Origin of the sequence: Porphyromonas endodontalis (assembly GCF_052173515.1) — a bacterium.
GTDB lineage: Bacteria > Bacteroidota > Bacteroidia > Bacteroidales > Porphyromonadaceae > Porphyromonas > Porphyromonas endodontalis_A.
The window spans coordinates 21,789-41,692 of the sequence record NZ_JBQMYL010000008.1 but is presented as its reverse complement, the minus strand read 5'-3'; the positions used below and the strand labels follow the sequence as shown (position 1 = coordinate 41,692).

General features: G+C 45.8%; 15 protein-coding genes and 1 pseudogene. 7 read left to right on the top strand and 9 right to left on the bottom strand.

The window, feature by feature from the left end:
* Positions 1-51 precede the first annotated feature (51 nt).
* The 7 genes and pseudogenes from ACTTHR_RS05255 to ACTTHR_RS05225 all read left to right on the top strand — a co-directional run bounded on the left by ACTTHR_RS05255 (position 52) and on the right by ACTTHR_RS05225 (position 8,805).
* Entirely contained in the window at positions 52-1,029 is a 978-nt protein-coding gene (locus ACTTHR_RS05255; protein WP_442605441.1) for a hypothetical protein, read from the top strand.
* A 152-nt stretch (positions 1,030-1,181) separates the two neighbouring features.
* Entirely contained in the window at positions 1,182-2,918 is a 1,737-nt protein-coding gene (locus tag ACTTHR_RS05250) for a DUF262 domain-containing protein (protein WP_442605440.1), read from the top strand.
* Entirely contained in the window at positions 2,881-5,271 is a 2,391-nt protein-coding gene (locus tag ACTTHR_RS05245; protein ID WP_442605439.1) for a DUF262 domain-containing protein, read from the top strand. The genes ACTTHR_RS05250 and ACTTHR_RS05245 overlap by 38 nt, the downstream gene beginning before the upstream one ends.
* 179 nt (positions 5,272-5,450) lie before the next feature.
* Positions 5,451-6,626, top strand: a complete 1,176-nt coding sequence (locus tag ACTTHR_RS05240) for an ADP-ribosylglycohydrolase family protein (protein ID WP_442605438.1) — start codon at positions 5,451-5,453, stop codon at positions 6,624-6,626.
* A gap of 254 nt (positions 6,627-6,880) precedes the next feature.
* Positions 6,881-7,201, top strand: a complete 321-nt coding sequence (locus ACTTHR_RS05235) for a helix-turn-helix domain-containing protein (RefSeq protein ID WP_442605437.1) — start codon at positions 6,881-6,883, stop codon at positions 7,199-7,201.
* Between the two features lie 3 nt (positions 7,202-7,204).
* A complete protein-coding gene (locus tag ACTTHR_RS05230) occupies positions 7,205-7,681 on the top strand; it encodes a phosphohydrolase (protein WP_442605436.1) in 477 nt (158 codons plus the stop codon).
* A 141-nt stretch (positions 7,682-7,822) separates the two neighbouring features.
* Positions 7,823-8,805: pseudogene (locus tag ACTTHR_RS05225) on the top strand (IS30 family transposase).
* Between the two features lie 371 nt (positions 8,806-9,176).
* Here ACTTHR_RS05225 and mnmE read toward each other — a convergent pair.
* The 9 genes from mnmE to ACTTHR_RS05180 form a co-directional block, all read right to left on the bottom strand.
* The gene (gene mnmE, locus ACTTHR_RS05220) at positions 9,177-10,583 is read right to left on the bottom strand and encodes a tRNA uridine-5-carboxymethylaminomethyl(34) synthesis GTPase MnmE (protein WP_442605435.1); all 1,407 of its coding nucleotides are present in this window, start codon (positions 10,581-10,583) and stop codon (positions 9,177-9,179) included.
* The gene (folK, locus tag ACTTHR_RS05215; protein ID WP_442605434.1) at positions 10,580-11,068 is read right to left on the bottom strand and encodes a 2-amino-4-hydroxy-6-hydroxymethyldihydropteridine diphosphokinase; all 489 of its coding nucleotides are present in this window, start codon (positions 11,066-11,068) and stop codon (positions 10,580-10,582) included. Before folK ends, mnmE begins: the two co-directional genes overlap by 4 nt.
* 18 nt (positions 11,069-11,086) lie before the next feature.
* Positions 11,087-12,136: a tRNA preQ1(34) S-adenosylmethionine ribosyltransferase-isomerase QueA gene (gene queA / locus ACTTHR_RS05210; protein ID WP_304285122.1), complete on the bottom strand. Its 1,050-nt coding sequence runs from the start codon at positions 12,134-12,136 to the stop codon at positions 11,087-11,089.
* Between the two features lie 87 nt (positions 12,137-12,223).
* Complete coding sequence (gene truB, locus ACTTHR_RS05205) at positions 12,224-13,009, bottom strand: tRNA pseudouridine(55) synthase TruB (RefSeq protein WP_442605433.1); 786 nt, start codon at positions 13,007-13,009, stop codon at positions 12,224-12,226.
* Positions 13,010-13,027: 18 nt separating this feature from the next.
* On the bottom strand, positions 13,028-13,870 hold the full coding sequence (locus ACTTHR_RS05200; RefSeq protein ID WP_276774290.1) for an undecaprenyl-diphosphate phosphatase: 843 nt from the start codon (positions 13,868-13,870) through the stop codon (positions 13,028-13,030).
* Positions 13,867-14,112 carry a DUF3098 domain-containing protein gene (locus ACTTHR_RS05195; RefSeq protein WP_442605432.1) on the bottom strand — a complete coding sequence of 82 codons (246 nt, stop codon included), beginning with the start codon at positions 14,110-14,112 and terminating at the stop codon, positions 13,867-13,869. The genes ACTTHR_RS05200 and ACTTHR_RS05195 overlap by 4 nt, the downstream gene beginning before the upstream one ends.
* A 124-nt stretch (positions 14,113-14,236) precedes the next feature.
* Positions 14,237-15,109, bottom strand: a complete 873-nt coding sequence (locus ACTTHR_RS05190; protein WP_276774293.1) for a cell division protein FtsX — start codon at positions 15,107-15,109, stop codon at positions 14,237-14,239.
* 327 nt (positions 15,110-15,436) lie between these two features.
* A complete protein-coding gene (gene htpG / locus ACTTHR_RS05185) occupies positions 15,437-17,506 on the bottom strand; it encodes a molecular chaperone HtpG (protein ID WP_442605431.1) in 2,070 nt (689 codons plus the stop codon).
* A 37-nt stretch (positions 17,507-17,543) separates the two neighbouring features.
* On the bottom strand, positions 17,544-19,733 hold the full coding sequence (locus ACTTHR_RS05180; protein WP_442605430.1) for an ATP-dependent Clp protease ATP-binding subunit: 2,190 nt from the start codon (positions 19,731-19,733) through the stop codon (positions 17,544-17,546).
* Positions 19,734-19,904 lie beyond the last annotated feature (171 nt).

The window sequence follows — 19,904 nt, the reverse complement described above, 5'->3', positions numbered from 1 at the left end:
GATATATCCGAGTATAGAAGATCCCTTTGTAGGCGTTAGATAGTTAAAGTTATGAGTGTAAATCTTAGCTTAATCCTTCCCAATGAATGCTATGACATCTGGGATAATGCCCTTGCCACGAAAGTATTCTATAAAAAGATCGAAGAGATTGCAGAGTACTTTGGGGGGAGAGAGACGTTTGTTGAGAACATCTGTATCCATAATTCAGACTCTCCTGATTGGGGAAGGTTCCGCACTTCTTCGGAGGACCCGGAGGATTTGCTGGAGTATAGTTTTGAACTCCCCCTCATTCATGCTACTTGTTTGCTTAGACAAGGATACTGGGATATATGGATTATGTCTCGCTATAGCACTTACTTTTGGCCCTATTCGGTGGATATCAATGGGCATATTCGCTCGTGGCCAAGAGAGGATGCCTTTGATGTTGCACGGATCTTTGGATTCTCCGAGGGTTGGATTTGCGATGAGTATCATTCGTGGAATTCCCTCCTCGATGAAGATCCTAATGCCAGTTTTGAAAAGTGGTGTGCCTATGGAGACAGTATAGAGGATGCCCAAGTTCATGAGTTCGACCTCTCTATCTTCAAGGGGAGAATGGAGCAAGTTCTGGACTATCACCGAAAGTACCATGATCTTTTCAGTGAGTGTCATGCATTGGTGGCGACCCTGGAGCAGAAGTATCCGGACTATAAAATCCTTTCCCTAAATAGACCAAAGAATTGGGTTTTAGCCGCTAAAGGTAAGGAACTGTATGTTTTAGACCCAACTACGGGGGAGAGTCTCACCCCTTTCCCTATTGACTGTTGTCATGCAAACTTTAATGGCGCAGGCTTCTCCGTATCCAAAGGGGAGGAACGTGCCTTCTTCAATAGGCAAGGGAAGCAGCTTACCGGGTTCCGAAAGGGTGGTTTTAGATGGAGTTGGGCGGAAGGGAAAGGGTATTCGTTTGATATTGTCATTACAGATGAGGCTAGTGGGCGTCTCTTCTTAAGTGACGGCACTGAAGTCCCCCCTGACCAGCAACCCTAAAACCCACTTCCCCCCTTCCTTAGGTATGCGAAGATCTGAAAAATTGAAACTCAGTTGGGAATATGTAGGAGAGAGAAATCGTCCTTTTTATAGCAGACATTGATAGATATAAAATAAAGAAGTGATACAGAGCAATAAATAAGGTGTTGCCAATGAATACAACAATAACCCTGAGAGAGTACCTCAACAAGCACAAAAACTTTATTATCCCCTATTATCAGCGAGGCTATGTTTGGGGGAAAACAAGCTCCAATAACCAGACAGATTCGGCAACCTACATGATGCAATCCCTTCTTAAAGGATTTGTGGAGAGGCAAAGTTCCATATTTATTCAAGGTGTTACTGTTTCTGAAATGGAGGAGTCTATTGTACTAGTAGATGGACAGCAACGCACGACTTTCTTCTATCTTCTATTGAAAAGTCTAGGTTATCAAGATCATTTTGTTATCAACTACGAAGTTCGCGAAGAGTCTCAGAAGTTTCTTCAGAGCAGTGAACTTTTGGGAGACTTCAATACTCTACCTGAGGATACTGAGGAGTATCAAGACATTTATTTCTTCAAGAAATCTCTGTATATCATTAAGTCCAGGATCAAAGAAGTCCAGGATCCTGGACTCTTCCTTGACTATATCCTTGATAACGTCAAATTCCTTTACATTGATATTCCGAAAGAAAGGGCCACGATAGTATTCTCAATGATGAATGGGAATAGAGCTGAGATGAAACCGGAAGAGCTTATTAAAGCAGAATTACTTCGCTTGGCATCTCTTAGTTCTCCAGACCCTAATACCGGATCCGATGAGCATCTTTCTCGGGAGTGGGAGTGCAATATGCTGCGAAGTCGCTATGCTCGAGAGTGGGACAAATGGCTCCAATGGTGGAATAAAAAGGAGGTTCAGAATTTATACATGGTGCATAACGTTATGGGGCTTCTCGTATTAACTCTGCATCAGTCTATGGGCTTTAAAGATTTATCATTCGAAGGGTTCTGCGAAGGGTTCCTAAAAAGACAGCATCCAAAAGAAGCCAAGGATACTTTTGATAGGTTACGAAGACTTCAGAAGCGTTTCGAAGACGCCTTCAATACTCCTAGAACCTATAACTGTATTGGGGCAATCCTTAGGATAAGAGAAAAGGAAGATAAGAAAGAGTTTATAAAATGGTACTTTTTAGGAGAGAAGCCTCGGCAGGACGAGTTGGAGAGGTATTATTTCTTAGTTTTCCTAGATGTGACACATAAGGAGATTATAGAGAATAATGAGGAAGCAATCCGTAATAAGTATCAAAAAAGGAGAGAAGAACTAGAGGACAACTATCTCTATCTCACTAATCCAGAGGTGGCATTTCAGCTCCTTCTTAGACTGAATATAGACGAGGACAATCTTCAAGAAGATGGATGGGGAAGGAATTTTGACTTCTCTATTTGGGACAGAACGGATAGTCGTGGACGATCTCTAGAGCATATTTATCCTAAATCTAAAGTCTATCACACCTATAAGGATGTTGATAGAGAACAATTATTGAATGGTAATAACAAAGAGCTAACTAACTCCGATATTGATGATTCATACATCCGAAGAGAGGACTGTGTATACGATGGGGTTACGGCAAGCGAGCACTCCATAGGGAACTTAGTTCTACTCTATAAGGATGACAATTCATCTTTCAGTAATAGTTCGTTTGAAGAAAAGAAGGCCCTCTTCTTCAAGAAACCCAATAATAAAAAGATGAAAGAGGTCTTCAAGAGTAGACATCTACTGCATAGTATTTACAAATTTGCCAACTCTGAATGGAAGGGATCAGATATCGCTCAAAACAAGTTGCAAGTACTAAAAGAATTTGACAAAACCTATGAAAGATACATATCGGTCAATCATGTACAGGAATAAAATCAACTTTGTTACAGGGGAGACCTATACCCTAGCAGAGCTCTTCTCCGGCAATCGTAGAATTATCATTCCAGACCTACAGCGCGACTATTGTTGGGGAGGTGTACGGAATCCAAAAACAGATTCGATTAAAGGGGAATTAGTCCGAGATTTTATTCAAGCTCTTATAAGTCAGTTTAGGAATAACGATAGGTATTTTACACTTAACCTAGGGCTCTTTTATGGCTATGAGATGCCGGCTAATCATATTCAACTCTGTGATGGTCAGCAACGTCTTACTACACTCTATCTTCTCTTGGGGATGCTCAATAAATGTGTTGGCAAGTTCCGTCAGTATCTCATATCCGACTATGAGTATAGCCTAGACGATAGAGAGCCCTATCTTCAGTATGCTATTCGAGAATCATCTCTCTACTTCTTAAGCGGTCTTGTCTGTCGATTCTTTATCGAAAACTCGGATGCAGTGAGATGCATTAGAGATGCGGAATGGTACTTCAGAGACTATGACTACGATCCGAGTATTGGATCTATGCTTCTTGCACTGGAGTCGATAGAGTCGATACTAAAGGAGGAAGAAGATGCTTGGTGTGAAGACTTTGGGAATTGGCTACTTCATGGACTCACATTCATGTATTTCGATATGGAGACCAGATCTAATGGAGAAGAGACTTTTGTTGTTATCAACACTACGGGGGAGCCTCTGTCGGCGACTGAGAACCTAAAACCCTTGGTTATTAATTCTGAAATCAATAAGAAAGAAGAAGATCTTGCTACAAAGTGGGAGAGAATTGAGACTTGGTTTTGGCGCAATCGCAGGGCTCCTAATGACACTGCAGATGTGGGATTCTCAGAATTCTTGCGATGGATCTCTATTATTGAATATACGGTGGGAGGCGCATCACAAAGAACTAGTCATAATGAACCAGGGGGGCCACGCAAGTTGGCGAAAAAGATTCTGAAAGGGGAAGAAATATACAAGTTCCCCTATGATGATATTTCATTTGATACAATATACAAGTACTGGCAAGCTCTTAAGTTGATTATTGGTGAAAACAGGAATGTTTACAATTTCGAAGAAGACCTACTATCTCCTAAAAACAAAAAGATTGAGCAGAAAGAATGTTTCGTCTTGCTCCCTTTGCTACGCTTTGTCTACAATCAAGGGGGTGCCATTCAAGAGAGACAATGTCTCAGAGTATATAACTTCTTCAAAAACTTAATCCGTATTGACGATGTCCAGAAGTCGGTAAACGATCTAGTCTCCGAGACTCTTGACCTTGTTGAGCAAATCGCAGACTCCGATATTACCTCCTTAGCCAACGTTAAAGATGAGTTTAGGATACTTTCTAAAGAAGAAATACGGAAGCTAGAGATTTTTAGAGACTCTGACTGCCGTGAGGAAGTTGAGGAGCTATTTTGGAGTCTCCAAGCACAAGATCTATGGGATGGCGAGATCTTGCCAATTATCGAATGGGCTAGCCATAATGGAGAATTTGATTTCGATCTCTTCCGACAATACACTGAACTTCTTGATAGATTGTTCTCAGGAGAGGTCGAACATGAGAACCTTACTCAAACACTGCGTCGTTGCATAATAGTTTGTTTGAAATCCTATGAACCCATTGCACGAGGGGCATACAGAACATTTGGTTGGCTCTGGAGTGAGTGGAAGATGTTCCTAAGTCAAGATTGTTCTCAGATAAAAGCCTTTCTTGACTATCTCCTAAAAGAGGACGCTTTGAGTGTCAATAAAGGTTGCGATGAGCTCCTGGGCCTTTTGGAAAGATATATTAATGAGCATATTGACCTAAAGGAGGAATATAGCGAATTTGCCAAAGATGATTACTTACTCTCTTTCACGAATGATTCTAGAGCTTGTGATATAATTTGGGAAGCCAACGACTGGCAAATCTTTACCTCAGGTAGCACCGGAAGACATACAGCTTTCATTTCTCGGCGCAATGCTTATATTCTCAAGAGCTTCGAGGGAGGGTATGAAAATAGAGGATGGAATCAAAAGCTTCTTAAGCATGATGGGTGGACTGTTTGGTACTGGGATGCTTCCAAATATGAACTCAATTGTATAGTTCTTCAATACAAGAATATCAAACTCGATATACGGTTCCTCTCGAAGAGCAACAGTAGCTCTACTGGAATACTGAGGATCAATCTGAAGGATACGGACAACAATACGGACCTCTCAGCTTATCCAAAGTTGCTTGAGGTGTTTGGTTGCTCTAAAGACCAAAAAGAGGAGGTCGTCAAGGAGGTCGAATTTGACACTTTTGATCCTTCTAAGATCAAAGAAGAACTCGAAAAGCTTATGACAGAGGTAACTAATTCATTTCTTTAGATAGAGGTTTCGGAGACTTTAGCATCGTTTCTATTCGATGATTATTCCTCCAACCCTAGATGAGCCACGCCATTCAGCCTCTTGAATCTCCTCTTGCAGATATTTAAGGGGAAAAGCATGCGGTTGGGTGGGTAGAATATAGAATGAAGTACCTTTGAGTTGAAGATGGCAATCGGATTATGTTAGGAGCAATTATAGGGGATTTAGCTGCGTGGACTTGGGAGCGTGACCCAGCTCTTTTTTATCGAAGACTCATTGCGCCTGATGCCCAAATCTCGGAGGTCGGGCTTGCTGTGCTTGGCCTTGCAGAGCCTATGCTTCGTTGGCCTTCTGACTTTGAGTGGGAGGCTCTTTACAAACATATCGGAGGCGTTTTTCAGAAAGCTAACGTCGGCCCTCTACCTCCCACCTTCAGAGATTGGCTGCAAGCTGGATATCATACGCCTATCCCCGAGAGAGTAAAACGGGTGATGCTCCTTGTTATCCCTCTTGTCGGAGGGTGGTGCAACGCATTTGATCGGAATGGTGTGGACAGAGAGCGGATTGTCGCCTTTTCGAGAAAGTTTCACGGAAATAAGGAGGAGCATTACTTCTCGCAGTTGGCCGAGGTTATCTATCGTTTGCGGCAGGGAGCGACAAAGCACGAAGCTATACAAGGTGTTCATTATCTCAAAGACTGGAGTCTCCTCGACCCAGAAAGCCCTCTTGGCTATGCCTGTCATGCTTGGGAATGCTTCAAGAAGAGTTGGGATTTTACCTCCGCTCTTCACAATGCGATGAGATGCCCCTATGGTGACAAACACCTCCTAGCTGCCCTAACCGGGGCTATTGCAGAGGCAATGTACAGCTGTGAATATGGGTTTATTAAGCGGAAGTATAGCTTTAATAATGACATCCGTTTTGAGGTGTCTATTCCCGAAGAATTGGGGCGATCATATCGGGATGAATTTGCCTTGATCAGTTCACATAAAGACCTTGATCGGGTTTTCTTTCCCAAGAATAGGGCACTGACGAATGTAGAGCGCTGGCTGTGGTTTGACCTTCCCAATATCTTTGTGGATCGCCTCTTGAGGCCAGAGGAATACCAACGCATTTGCCTATCTCATGATACAGGATGGGAGGCTCGTTATGGTATTTACCTCGATGATGGTTGGTACTATGTCTATCGTAGTGAGATACTTCTCAATCGCTTCCTGATCGAGCACTCGACAGAGAATACTTATCGCATCTCGCGAGTGCAATACTGTCGCAACCACCCGCAGGGGAAAACGTATCAAGCTCTTATCGAACCCTTTCGGGAGGATGGCCTGGATATGTCTGATTGTTTGCTCATAAATGATTACCATTTAGCGTGACCACGGCGTGCGGTCTCTGATGGTTTGTGGGCAAATGTGAGCAAATGAATGAGGTTATTCAATGGGGTATCTCGCCCCATCAAATGTATTTTCCAGTTGTCTTAACACGCTTGCTCACTGCAAAAGTGCCTATTTCGGAGCATATCAAAGCAAAATGATGCAAGGAAAATACTCGACATATTTATTTTTCTTCCAACAATCATAATAGTGAGATTAAAAGCATATATTCACGTATTATATGATGTATTGAAGATATGGCAAAGAATACAATGGGGACTAAGTTGCCTCGAAAATTAGAGCAGAAGATGCAGATTGTGGGAGAGCAAATCAAGTTTGCTCGACTACGTCGTAATCTTAGTGTGGCACAGATTGCTGAGCGTGCCACTTGTTCACATTTGACCGTTTCAGGTATTGAGAAAGGGGCTCCTACTGTGTCTATCGGGATCTACTTGCGAGTACTTTATACTCTGCAACTCGAAGGTGACATCCTCCTCCTTGCTAAAGACGATGAACTGGGGCGGCGTCTCCAAAACCTTTCTCTCATCAATCGTCGTCGCGCCTCCAAGAAAAGCTGATCTATGGATAATAACATTTGGATAAAATCATCTGCAACGTTAGCTAAACGTTTGCATAAAGATCAAGTCGATAAAGCAGGAGTGGACTATTTTGAGGGACATCTTTGTATGGTCGCCTCTATGGGAAAAACGTGGCAAGAACAAGTGGTAGGTTATCTTCATGACGCCAGTGAAGATACTCCTAATACAGTCGAAGAGGTTCTTTCTTTACTTGAAAAGGAGGCTCAACAGAGATTAAGTAAAGAAGATAGGTTGGAGTTCTCCTCTGCATTACACTTGCTCAATCATCACAATTCCCCTGATAGAGACTCTTATATTCGAGCTATTGGAGAGCATCCACTGGCGAGAGCCGTTAAGCTGAATGACCTACGACACAATATGGATCTTTCTCGTTTGCCATCCCCTTCATCAAAAGACTTTATCAGAAGAGAAAGATATGAGAGAGAATATAATTATCTATACTCAATCTCCTCTCTTTAGTACCCTTATTAATTGTTGAAAGGTAGTATTAGACTTTAAAAGATGTATTTCCCAGTTGTAAGTGCAACGCTTAGATAAACAAAAACCACCCTGGGGCTAGCCCCAGGGTGGTTGAACTCAAAAGTTTATATTTGCGTTGTTATGAAAAAATACAACCATTTGAGCCGAGAGCAAAGATACACAATTGATCGACTTCTCAAAAGCAAGGTAAGTCCTATTCTTTCATTGCAGACACCATTGGGGTGGCCACTAGTACTGTCTCTAGAGAGATCCGTAGGAATCAAACCCCTCGCGGAAGATATTCCTGTTGGCAGGCTCAGACATATGCCTCGGAACGCAAGGAATGGCGTTATTATCCACGCAAATTCACCCCGAAGATGCGGCATGATGTCGAACAAATTATCCGGCAGCAACAATGGTCGCCCGAACAAATTGTAGGACGCTTTCGCTTGGAGGGAATTCCCATTGTGGGCAAAACCACCTTATACACCTTTCTCCATAAGGACAAGGAGAGCGGTGGGGACCTCTATCGCCATACGAGGCATCATCTAAAATACCGCCACAAGCCTTTAGCCACTCCCCAAAAAGGGAACTGGGGACGGCGTAAAAGTATAGACGAGAGACCGGACTGCATCGACCGTAAAGAGCGTTTTGGAGATTTCGAAATGGATCTTATCATCGGGGCTCATCAACGAGAAGCCATCCTTACTCTGACCGAGAGAAAAACGGGGTATGCCATCATTGAAAAGCTGCCTAATGGTAAGAATGCCAAGTCGTTGGCTCGGGTCGTCAATCGGAGTTTGGCTTACTTCAAGAGGATGGGATTGTTGCATTCCATAACGACGGACAACGGATCGGAATTTATGGCTTTTAGATCCATTGAGAGGGCGCTCCGTATTCCCGTCTTTTTTGCCAAACCCTACTGTTCCACAGACAAGACCCATGTTGAATTGCTCAACAAACTCATTCGACAATACATACCCAAAGGAACTTCGTTCAAAGATATTGATGACAAACAAATACGAAATATCAGGATGCTGCTAAACAACAGACCTAGGAAAAATTTGGACTTTAAATCTCCGAATGAAGTCCGTGCATTACTTTTGTCATACCGTTGCACTTGATACTGGAATCTGCAAGGCGCATTGCTGTCTAATAGCTTCTCTCCAAGGTCTTCTATGGCTTCGCCCAATTCTTCGATAAAACTTTCAGTTTCAGAGGTGGGGAGTGATGAAGAAAGAGCTTGTTTTGCATTCTCATTTCGCCCGATATGATTATCCTATCTTATTCCATATTCAACTTTGTCCAGCATCTCGGTATATATGCGAGTGGCTGGAGGGTTGGCGAGCTGCTTGCGGTACAAATAAGGTACAAGAATGAGCGAAAGAACGGCTTCGAATGATGCCTAACGAGGAGAAAGAGCAAAAAGAAAGACGCTCATAATGAACGCCTTTTCGATATTTGGTGATATTTGATTATCGGTTGTAATCAGAAATTACTTGCCGATACAGAAGTGAGCGAATATGGAGTGGAGCACCTCCTCTCCGGTGATGGTGTGGCCCGTGATTTCGCCGAGCGCCTCGAGCACGCAACGGAGATCCAGGGTGATAAAGTCGGCCGAGACGTTGGCATCCAGAGCCTCCAGCACGTTCCGAAGATGCGTTGCTGCCTTCTCTAGGGCGTGCAGGTGCCGTTCGTTTGTAATCAACGTTTCCTCTTCGGTATTGCCCTCTTGTATTCCGCTTTTCTCTAGAAGTAGCTCTTGTAACTCCTCTAGTCCACGACCCTCTTTTGCCGATAGTAAGACGGGCATCTGCCGGAATGCTGCGCTAACCTCTGAGGCTAACGCATCTTGCTCTTCTCTCGTCAGGAGGTCTATTTTGTTGAGGAGAATGAGGCGATTCCCAGGGGATAGCGCGAGAGAGGTGAGTTGCTCTAGAGACGAATTTACCCCTTCCTTCTGTACACGTAATGCATCCAGGAGGATAAGGCTGAGGGCGGCATCTTCTGCCTTTTGTAGCGCTCGCTTGATCCCCAACTGCTCAATAGGGTCTTGGGTGTGGCGCAGGCCTGCTGTATCTATGATGCGGAATAGCACTCCCTTTATCACCAGTCTCTCTTCGATGCTATCGCGAGTGGTGCCCTCTATATCGCTTACAATGGCGCGATCCTCTCCCAGTAGGGCGTTGAGTAGTGTGCTTTTACCCGTATTGGGTTGTCCGATAATGGCAATAGGGATGCCCTCTTTGAGGTGTTTCCCCTGGGTAAAACTGCCAATGAGTTGTCCGATGCGCTGCTGGATGGCGGTGGCAAGAGAGCGCAAGGCCTGGCGATCGGCAAACTCAACGTCCTCTTCGCTGAAGTCCAATTCGAGCTCGAGCAGCGAGGCAAACTCGAGTAATTGGTCGTGCAGGGAGCCTAATTCTTGACTTAGCTTCCCCCTTAATTGCTGCAAGGCAAGGCGGTGCTGGGCGGCACTCTCGGCGACGATCACATCCGCAACGGCTTCCGCTTCGGCTAGGTCCCGACGACCATTGAGGTAGCTTCTGAGGGTGTATTCTCCCGGTTGTGCCGGTCGGCATCCCTCTGCCACAAGCCAGCGCAGGAGCGTTTGTACGATGTAGGGGGAGGCGTGGCAGGATATTTCCACGAGGTCCTCACCCGTATAGGAGTTGGGTGCCTGGTAATAGGTCACCACTACTTCGTCTAGGATCTCTCCCGAGCGGCTTATCGTTCCGTAGTAGGCATGGCGGGGTGTCCAACTATCTCTATGGGGAGAGAAAAGCTGTTGGAGGCAGGGGAGGGCCCGACTGCCCGATACACGGATGAGGGCAATGCCGCCACCACGGCCCGAAGCAAGGGCGCAAATGGTGGATTCGTCGGTGAGATGATCTAGATTCATGAGGCTTGGGAGAGAAGCGAATCGATGCGTTGCTGCGTTAGGGGATGCACGAGTGTGGGGGCAATAGAGGCTAAGGGCTCCAGCACAAAGAGGCGTTTGAGCATCTGAGGGTGGGGGATTTGGAGCTGATCGCCTTGGTCTATGATCTCTTGATTGTACAGGAGAATATCAATATCGATGGGGCGATCTTGGTAGGCTTCGTGAGGGAGATGCTTGTGCCTACGCCCCAGAGCTTGCTCTATGGCTTGCGTCCGAGAGAGCAGTTCGAGAGGCGTAAGAGGCGTGTACACAGCTACTGCCGTATTGAGAAAAGGGTGCGGAGAGCTAAAGCCCCAAGGCTCAGTTTCTATGTACCGAGCAATGGATGCAATAGAGCCTATCTCGTCTCTTATCTTACGGATAGCAAGCGATAGCAACTCCCATCTCTCGCCTTGATTGCTCCCGAGAGATAGGTAAACCAAACTGAACGGAGCCGACTTCTCCATCAAAGATCCCCCTTCTACTTAAATAATAAGCATGGCATCGCCATAGGCTCCGAAGCGGTACTTCTCTTGCTTTGCCACTTCGTAGGCGTTCATAATGTTTTGGTACCCTGCCACAGCAGCTGCGTTCATGAGAAGGAGCGATTGCGGCATGTGGAAGTTGGTTATGAGCGATGTTACAAATTCGATAGGGTAGGGAGGATAGATGTACTTATTGGTCCAGCCATCGAATTCCTTTACATATCCATCGGTGCTTACGGCGGTTTCGAGGGCACGAAGTACGGAAGTACCCACTGCCACAATATGCTTCCCTTCGTCACGGGCTTTGCGAGTAATTTCGCAGCATTCGGGCCCGATAAACATCTGTTCGTTGTTCTTTTTGTGCTTAGATAGGTCTTCGATGTCTTGATTTTCGAAGTTGCCCAACCCATTGTGTAGGGTAAGGTACGCAAGACGGCAATCCGCAATTTCCAAGCGTTTGAGTAGCTCGCGACTAAAGTGCAACCCTGCCGCAGGAGCAATAACAGCCCCCTCTTCGCTGGCATATATGGTTTGGAAGCGTTCCAAATCTTCGTCGGTTGCATCTCGCTCCATGTACTTAGGCAGAGGAGCTTCTCCTAGAGCGTAGAGGTACGATTTGAACTCTTCGTGAGAGCCATCGTAGAGGAATCGGAGGGTACGTCCGCCGTTGATTGTATTGTCGATAACTTCAGCCATGAGACCATCATCGGGACCAAAGTAGAGTTTGTTGCCGATACGGATCTTACGAGCGGGGTCTACAAGTACATCCCATAGCTTGATTTGGGGGTTGAGTTCTCTCAAGAGAAACACCTCTATCTTGGCATTGGTCTTCTCTTTCTTGCCATAGAGGCGAGCCGGTATTACTTTCGTATTGTTGAAGACGAAGGTGTCACCCTTTCCGAAGTATTTGAGGATGTCTTTGAAAATACCATGTTCGATAGAGCCATCTTTGCGATGTAAAATCATAAGACGGGACTCGTCTCGGTGCTCTACCGGATGTGAGGCGATTAATTCCTGGGGAAGATCGAAGTCGAACTCAGAAAGTTTCATAGCTATCTTAGTATTTAATCATTATCAATATAAGGGGAGCAGAGGGGAAATTAGCCTTTCTACTCCTTTTAGTTTTAGGGGCAGATGCTACTTCGAAGTAGGGGGGACAATGGGGTCGAATCCCTCTTCGTTTAGTTCTGCATGGGCTAGAAAATCGGGCAACTCTTCCAGTGTGAGACTATCCTCTACTCGTACACTGCCTAGCTGAGTGCGCCGTAGAGAGGTGAGGTAGGCGCCACTTTGGAGCTTTTCCCCGAGGTCTCTAGCGAGAGAGCGTATGTAAGTGCCTTTGCCACAACTAATCCGTAGGGTTGCGTAGGGTGGCTCGAAACTTACTACTTCTAGCTCGTGAATTGTAATGGGTTTGCCCTCTAGTTGGCAATCCTTTCCTTTACGTGCAAGATCGTATGCACGCTTTCCACCCACGGAGACGGCCGAAAATATAGGGGGCACTTGCAGCGTCGTGCCAAGGAACTCCCGAAGAGCCTCCTCCAGCATGCCCTGAGTTATATGCTCATAAGGATAATGGGCATCTTCGGGGTGCTCAAGATCGAAAGAAGGGGTAGTAGCCCCAAATTTGAGGGTGGCCACATACTCTTTTCTGTCGAGCATTAGTTGCTCTATTTGTTTGGTTGCCCGCCCTGTACAGAGGAGGAGTAATCCGGTTGCCTTGGGATCTAATGTACCTGTATGCCCTACCTTGATTTTCTTTAGTCCAACGGTTTGCTTCACCATGATGCGGAAGCGATTTACCACATCGAACGAAGTCCAATCGAGGGGTTTGTCTACGGCAATGATACTACCCATCCTGAGGGTAAGGGGTGCGATCGGTTTTCCATCTTGCGTCCGAGTATGCAGTACGATTTCGCTCATCTTTGCGCTATGTCCTCCTTAATCAATCGTAAGTTCTACCCCACAAGCTAGTAGGGTGAGGATGAGAATCCCCACGACAATACGATAGTATCCGAATACCTTAAAGCCATAGCGTGTGAGGAAGTTGATGAAGAATCGTATAGCTACAAGAGCGAGAAGGAAGGCCACTACATTGCCAATAAGCAGGGTTTGCCAGTTCTCGGCAAAGATGGCTGAGCCAAAGCCTTTGTAGAGTTTATAGGCTTTGAGTAGGGTAGCGCCAAACATAGTGGGGACGGCCAAGAAGAAAGAAAATTCGGCAGCCGTTCTGCGACTCAGACCCTGTTGCTGCCCTCCTACGATAGTTGCCATAGAGCGAGATACCCCCGGTATCATGGCAATACATTGGAAAAATCCGATCCAAAGAGCATTCCCAAAGGTTATCTTCTCCCCTTGAGATTTACTGAATATACGGTCTACAAACACCATGAGTACTCCGCCGAGGAGCAGCATCGTTGCTACTACCCAAACACTGCCTAGTAGGGCGTCGATTTGCTTTTCTAGCAGTAACCCTAGCACCGCAGCAGGGAGGCATCCCACAGCGAGTTTGAGGTAGAAGAGGAAGAAGTCTTTCCAACGAGTGGATTTATCTCCGCTTGCGCCCATCTGTTGCGCCCCGGGAACGAAGAACCTACGCCAGTAGAGAACAACTACGGATAGTATGGCTCCGAATTGAATCATAACCGTAAAGGCACGGCTATAATCGGTACTCTGCATCCCAAGGAGCCCTTGGGTGAAGATCATATGCCCCGTAGAGGAGATCGGTAAAAACTCTGTAAGCCCCTCTACAATGGCAAGGACAATAGACTCTAAAATAGTCATTGGCGAGGTGTTTCTTTGGATTTATCTTCCTTTTTCTTGTCTTGCCTCATGATGGCGTAGATCATAAGTACAAACCCTATAAGGCATACTGCAGGTGCTATTACAATGCGACGAGCAGAGAATATAGCCGGGTTAAAGCTGATGCCATCCTCAGAACCTCCTCCCATCATTAGGATAAAGCCTATGGCTACGAGTGCTATAGATGCAAGCATCAGCACGTAATTCTTCTTGCCAAAAATCATATATTGTATGGATTGATATCTAGGGAGATGCTTTTCTCTTTCGGATAACTTGCCCTCTCTCTTACGAGGAGTTGTGCGGAGCGAATGAGAGAAGCTACTCCCTTATATTTTGTTGATTTCTTCTTTAGCTTAACACCATGCGGCCACCATCCATTCGGATGTAACGGCGGGTGGCAAAGAGTGCCGTGATAAGAGATAGGAGCATCCCGAGAAGGGGAAGAGCAATCATCACAACGGCACAATGTAGGTTAGAGATGTAGCTTGTGGCTTGCTGCATGTAACGATCTGCCCCCCAGAGAGAAGCAAGCAGCAGAGCTACTGCGATACAGCCCCCCCACAATCCATTCATCAAGCTATAGAGCAAAAAGGGACGGCATATAAAACCAAATTTTGCCCCTACCAACGTCATAGAACGAATCAAAAAACGTTTGGTGTAGATCATGAGGTGGGTAGTATTGTTTACCTGTACAATAGCCATCAGGAGTAAAAGCCCTATCAAAAGTAAAAGGAGGTAGGATACTTTGGTCATCCTCTTGTCTACCGTAGAGAACATGTCTAGGCGATAGGAGAGCTGATCCACTCCATTTATCGATGCTATGTAGGCATCAACCAAAGGTAGGCTGTCGGGGTCTGTATATTCAGCTTTGAGGTGTAATTCGATAGAGGGGAGTAGGGGGTTGTGCCCAAGTACCAGTTCCGGATTTTCTCCTAACTCCTCTTCCAGCTCTTTAGCTGCCTCTGCCGGAGATATGTAGCGTACCTCTTTGATATATTTATGTTGAGCTAATTCTTGGCTTAAGGCTTCTGCCTTCTCGCCCTCCATCTCCTTATCAAGATTGATGGTGAACGTCAGCCCCTCGCGCATTTCGCGCTCCATCCCCTTTTGTATTGACTCAAGAACACCAACCCAACCTAGGATAAAGAGGGGGATGGCAATACTTATGATAGCAATAAATCGAGTGTGAAATGAATACTTCCTCTTCTTGGGATGTGACATATAACTAGGCTTTTCTTACTCCGTCTGTCTCTATTTCTGTTTGGTAAATTTGCTCCTACATGAGACTGAGTTTCCGCAAACAAACGCTCATTTTAGTGCATAACTTCACCGCCTACAAAGTTACTATCTTTTCGTGATTCAGGCAATTTTGCTCCCTTGTAACTGCTCCGATGGAGCTTTCTTAGGTTTGTAGTGCTTTATTTGCGTATGGCTAGCCGATCCAAAAAAAATCTCCGGAGGGAAAGAAATAGGTTCGATTTCCTTCTCCTCCGGAGGTAATGCTTAGGTATTGCTACCTCTAGTGTTTTGTGTTTAATCGATTGATCCTTATTGCTTTATTAGGCTATAAGAGCGTGTCATAAAGTCGTGTAGACGCTCGCCAGAGAGCAAGCCACGACTAAGAAGAGCGAGGTCCCAAAGTTGAGCAAGCTGTGGGGCTCCCTCTGCAAATGACTTAATAAGAGAGGTAAGTTGCTCGCTCTTTTCGTCGATTTCTTTCGTGATATTGCTTCGGCGAGTGCGCAGATCCTCAGCGATATCCTCCTCTTTCTTATCTCCGATCTCCTTCACTACTTCGGCACGTTCGTTGTTGAGTTTCTTCAAATCCTCTTGGAGAGACCGGAGAGAGTCCTTTGAGCTGCTCTTTAGCTCCGTGAGAAGCGAGCGCACGATAGGATGAGAAGCATTGACCACGAGGTTAAATGAATCGGGCAAAGTGCCGTAGAATGCCATCCCTTGTTGGAATTTGCTCATGTCCTTCATACGCCTGATCCATTCTCCTTGGATGAGCTCAACCGGTAAGGCTGTAGCGGAGGCTGCCTCTTTCGCCGTTACCTGTACGTGGAAGGTACGTCCCTCTTCTTGCGGAGCCGTTTGAGTGAATAACTTATTGATAAGCTCTTCATCTTGCTGCTCGAGAGGCTCGTTGTTTGTCTCCTCTTTTACGATGAGTCGGTCTATGGTGTCGCTATCCACACGAGCAAAATGTACCTTCTCTTGCTTCTGTTCCAGCATATTCATGAGGGGGAGCGCAAGAGGTCCATCCATCACAATTACGCTGTAGCCCTTGTCGGTAGCCGCACGCATAGATAGGAATTGCTCCTCTTTATTCGTTGTGTAGAGTATGCAGAGATTCCCGTCTTTGTCGGTTTGTTGGCTTTCGATCAGCGTGCGATATTCATCGAAGGTGAAGTATTTGTTGTCGCAATCTTGGAAGAGCATAGAGGGGAAGAGACGCTCGTATGCTTTATCGTCGGTGAGCATCCCGTAATGCACGAATAGCCCGATAGAATTCCATTTTTCCTCATACCCCTTGCGGTCGTTCTGGAATAATTCTGCCAGCTTATCAGATACCTTTTTGCTGATGTGCCGTGCGATCTTTTGAGCATTGGCATCATTTTGCAAATAGGAACGGCTTACGTTTAGAGGAATATCGGGAGAGTCTATTACCCCTTCGAGTAGCGTGAGCCACTCGGGTACGATGTCTTCTACATGGTCGGTAACGAAGACCTGATTGCAGAACAGCTTAATTCTATTCTTTTGTAGCTCTACATTTGGTTTAATATCAGGGAAAAAGAGTACCCCTTTTAGGGTGAAAGGGTAGTCTACATTTAGGTGAATCCAAAAGAGAGGTTCGTCAGAAGTGGGGTAGAGTGAGCGGTAAAATTCTTTATAATCCTCCTCTTTGAGATCGTTGGGAGTACGCACCCAGAGAGGGTTGGTATCGTTGATTTGATTATCCTCATCGGTGGGTACCATCTTGCCATCCTTCCATTCTTCCTTTTTACCAAATAGGATGGGGATGGGAAGGAAGCGGCAATACTTATCGAGTAGAGCTCCTATTTTTTCTTTTTCTAGGAAGGCAAGGCTATCTTCGTCTACGTGAAGAGTGATGGTAGTACCACGATCGGTACGACTAGAAGGAGTCAAAGTATATTCCGGAGAACCATCACAAGACCAATGAACAGCTTCTGCTCCGGGTTTATAGGAAAGCGTATCAATCTCTACGGTATGTGCTACCATAAAGGCCGAGTAGAACCCTAGACCAAAGTGCCCAATGATGGCGGCTTCGCTCCCTTCGTACTTCTTCAGAAACTCCTCAGCCCCACTAAAGGCAATCTGATTGATGTAGCGGTCAATTTCGTCTTGGGTCATACCTACTCCCCGATCCGTGATGGTAATGGTCTTGGCTTCCTTATCCAAATCGACGCGCACGGAGAGATCTCCCAATTCGCCTACACTATTGTCGGTACGTGCAATAGTGGTGAGTTTGGTAGTGGCATCTACGGCATTCGATACCAATTCTCTTAAAAAGATATCATGCTCACTATAGAGAAACTTTTTGATGATGGGGAATATATTCTCACTTGTTACCCCAATTTGACCTGTTGTTGCCATGTTATTTTGACGACTGATTGTTTGTTGATTTTCTAGATTATTGAGTAACCTCTACGGGTTCGAGTACCTCCTGTCGTGAGGGTACTTTAGCTTTTAGAGATCCATCCTCCAATACGAACTCTACACAGTCTCCTTGTGAGATTGCACCATCAAGTATCAGATCTGTGAATTTGTCTTCGATCTCTGTTTGTAGGAGACGCTTCAGAGGTCGTACTCCATAGAGAGGGTCAAAGCCTTTTTTTGCAAGCCAGCGCTTAGCCTCCATGGATATCTCAAAGCTATAATGCTCTCGTGCTACGCGTTGTTGCAAGACGGCAAGTTCGTTTTCGACGATGCGCAGAAGAGCCTCCTCGCTGAGGTGAGAGAAATGAATTACGGCATCAAGGCGGTTGAGGAACTCCGGACTAAAAGTGCGTTTGAGTTCCTTATCGATGATGTTTTGTGTGTACTCCGAAGCGGATTCGGGCGTCATCTCAGATTCTGCTCGGAACCCCAATGCAGATCGGAACTCTGAGACCCGACGGCTTCCCACATTCCCCGTCATGATGATTACGGTATTCTTGAAGTCTACCTTACGTCCGAGGCTGTCTGTTAATGCCCCTTCGTCCAAAACTTGGAGCAGCATGTTGAATACTTCGGGATGTGCTTTCTCTACTTCGTCGAGCAGGACAACGGAATAGGGTTTCCGTCTTACTTTCTCTGTTAGTTGTCCCCCCTCCTCATAACCTACATACCCCGGAGGGGCACCTACTAGACGAGAGGTGGTAAACTTCTCGGAGTATTCGCTCATGTCCAAGCGGATAAGAGCATCCTCATCCCCAAACAATTGCTCTGCGAGTTTCTTTGCAAGGAATGTTTTCCCAATCCCGGTGGATCCCAAAAATAGGAAACTCCCGATGGGTCGCTTTTCATTGCGTAGACCTAGCCGATTTCGTTGGATGGCTCGCGATACTTTGTCAATAGCTTCGTCTTGTCCGATAACAATGCTACTGAGGGTATCCTTTAGTGCCTTTAGTCGTTCCGTTTCTGCCTTGGCAATACGCTCTGCAGGGACGCCTGTGATGAGAGCTACGGTCTGAGCAATGTGATCTGAAGTGATTGTCGATTCCGATCCTTTTTCTCCATCTTCGGAAGAGAGCTGCTCCATGCGAGCAAGCATATCGCGCTCCTTTTCGCGCCAAGAGGCGGCAAGTTCGTAATTGGATGCCTTAACGGCCGCTATCCTTTGTTCCTTATAGTATTGGCATCTCTCCTCTAGCTCTTTTGCTTTTTCGGAGGGTTCGCTATTATTTGCATGCATTTGAGCCCCGGCTTCGTCTATTGCGTCTATTGCCTTATCGGGGAAATATCGATCGGAAATATAACGATCTGTAAGTTCTACAGCACTCTGTAGAGCCTCATCCGTATAGTGTACTCTGTGGTATTTTTCGTAGATACTTTTGATATTTCTCAGGATGTTGAGGGTCTCTTCGGGGGTGGTGGGGTTGACAATAATCTTTTGGAATCGTCTCTCTAGTGCCCCATCTTTCTCAATGCTCTTGCTATACTCTGCAAGTGTAGTTGCCCCGATGCAGCGAATCTCTCCTCGGGAGAGTGCCGGTTTGAGGATATTGGCCATATCCATACTCCCTTGGGTAGAGCCTGCCCCTATTATGGTGTGGATCTCGTCGATGAACAGGATAATTTCGGGATGCTCTTTGAGCTCCTTTACGACGGATTTTAATCGCTCCTCAAACTGGCCTCTGTACGAAGTACCTGCCACCAATAGCGCTGTATCCAGAGAAATGATGCGCTTGTCGTGTAGGATATGAGGAGTTGTTCGGTCGTGAATGCGTTGGGCTAACCCTTCTACAATAGCACTCTTGCCCACCCCTGGCTCTCCGATTAGTACCGGATTGCTTTTCTTGAGGCGGCATAGGATCTGGATAAGCCGCTCCACTTCCTGCTCTCGCCCAATCATAGGATCTAATTTGCCCATTTGTGCCAGCCTTGTTAGGTCTGTACCAAATGTCGATAGGGCCTTCAGTTGTGGGTCTTTGTGCCTCTCTCTCTCGGACGATGAGGCCGAAGAGGATTTGCCTGCACCCTCGTTATTATTATCAGGTAGAGACTCCTCAAAGTCTTCTTGACTAATACCATCCACAAGCTTTGTGTCTTCTTGGTATGGATCTATCTCTCTGAGGAGGTTTGTTTGCTCTATATTATTGTAGTCCATAATGCACTTCATTCTCATTATTTGCTTCAGCCCCTTGCGAAGTACAAGAGCTGTCTCGGAGGAAAATACTCTCGAGTGTATCTAATTATAGGGAGAATATACAAACACTGTGCCAAAAGACAACCTGTCATCCCCTCAGAGGTCAAGGTATAGATACCAAGAAGGGCAACCAACTCAAGCCTT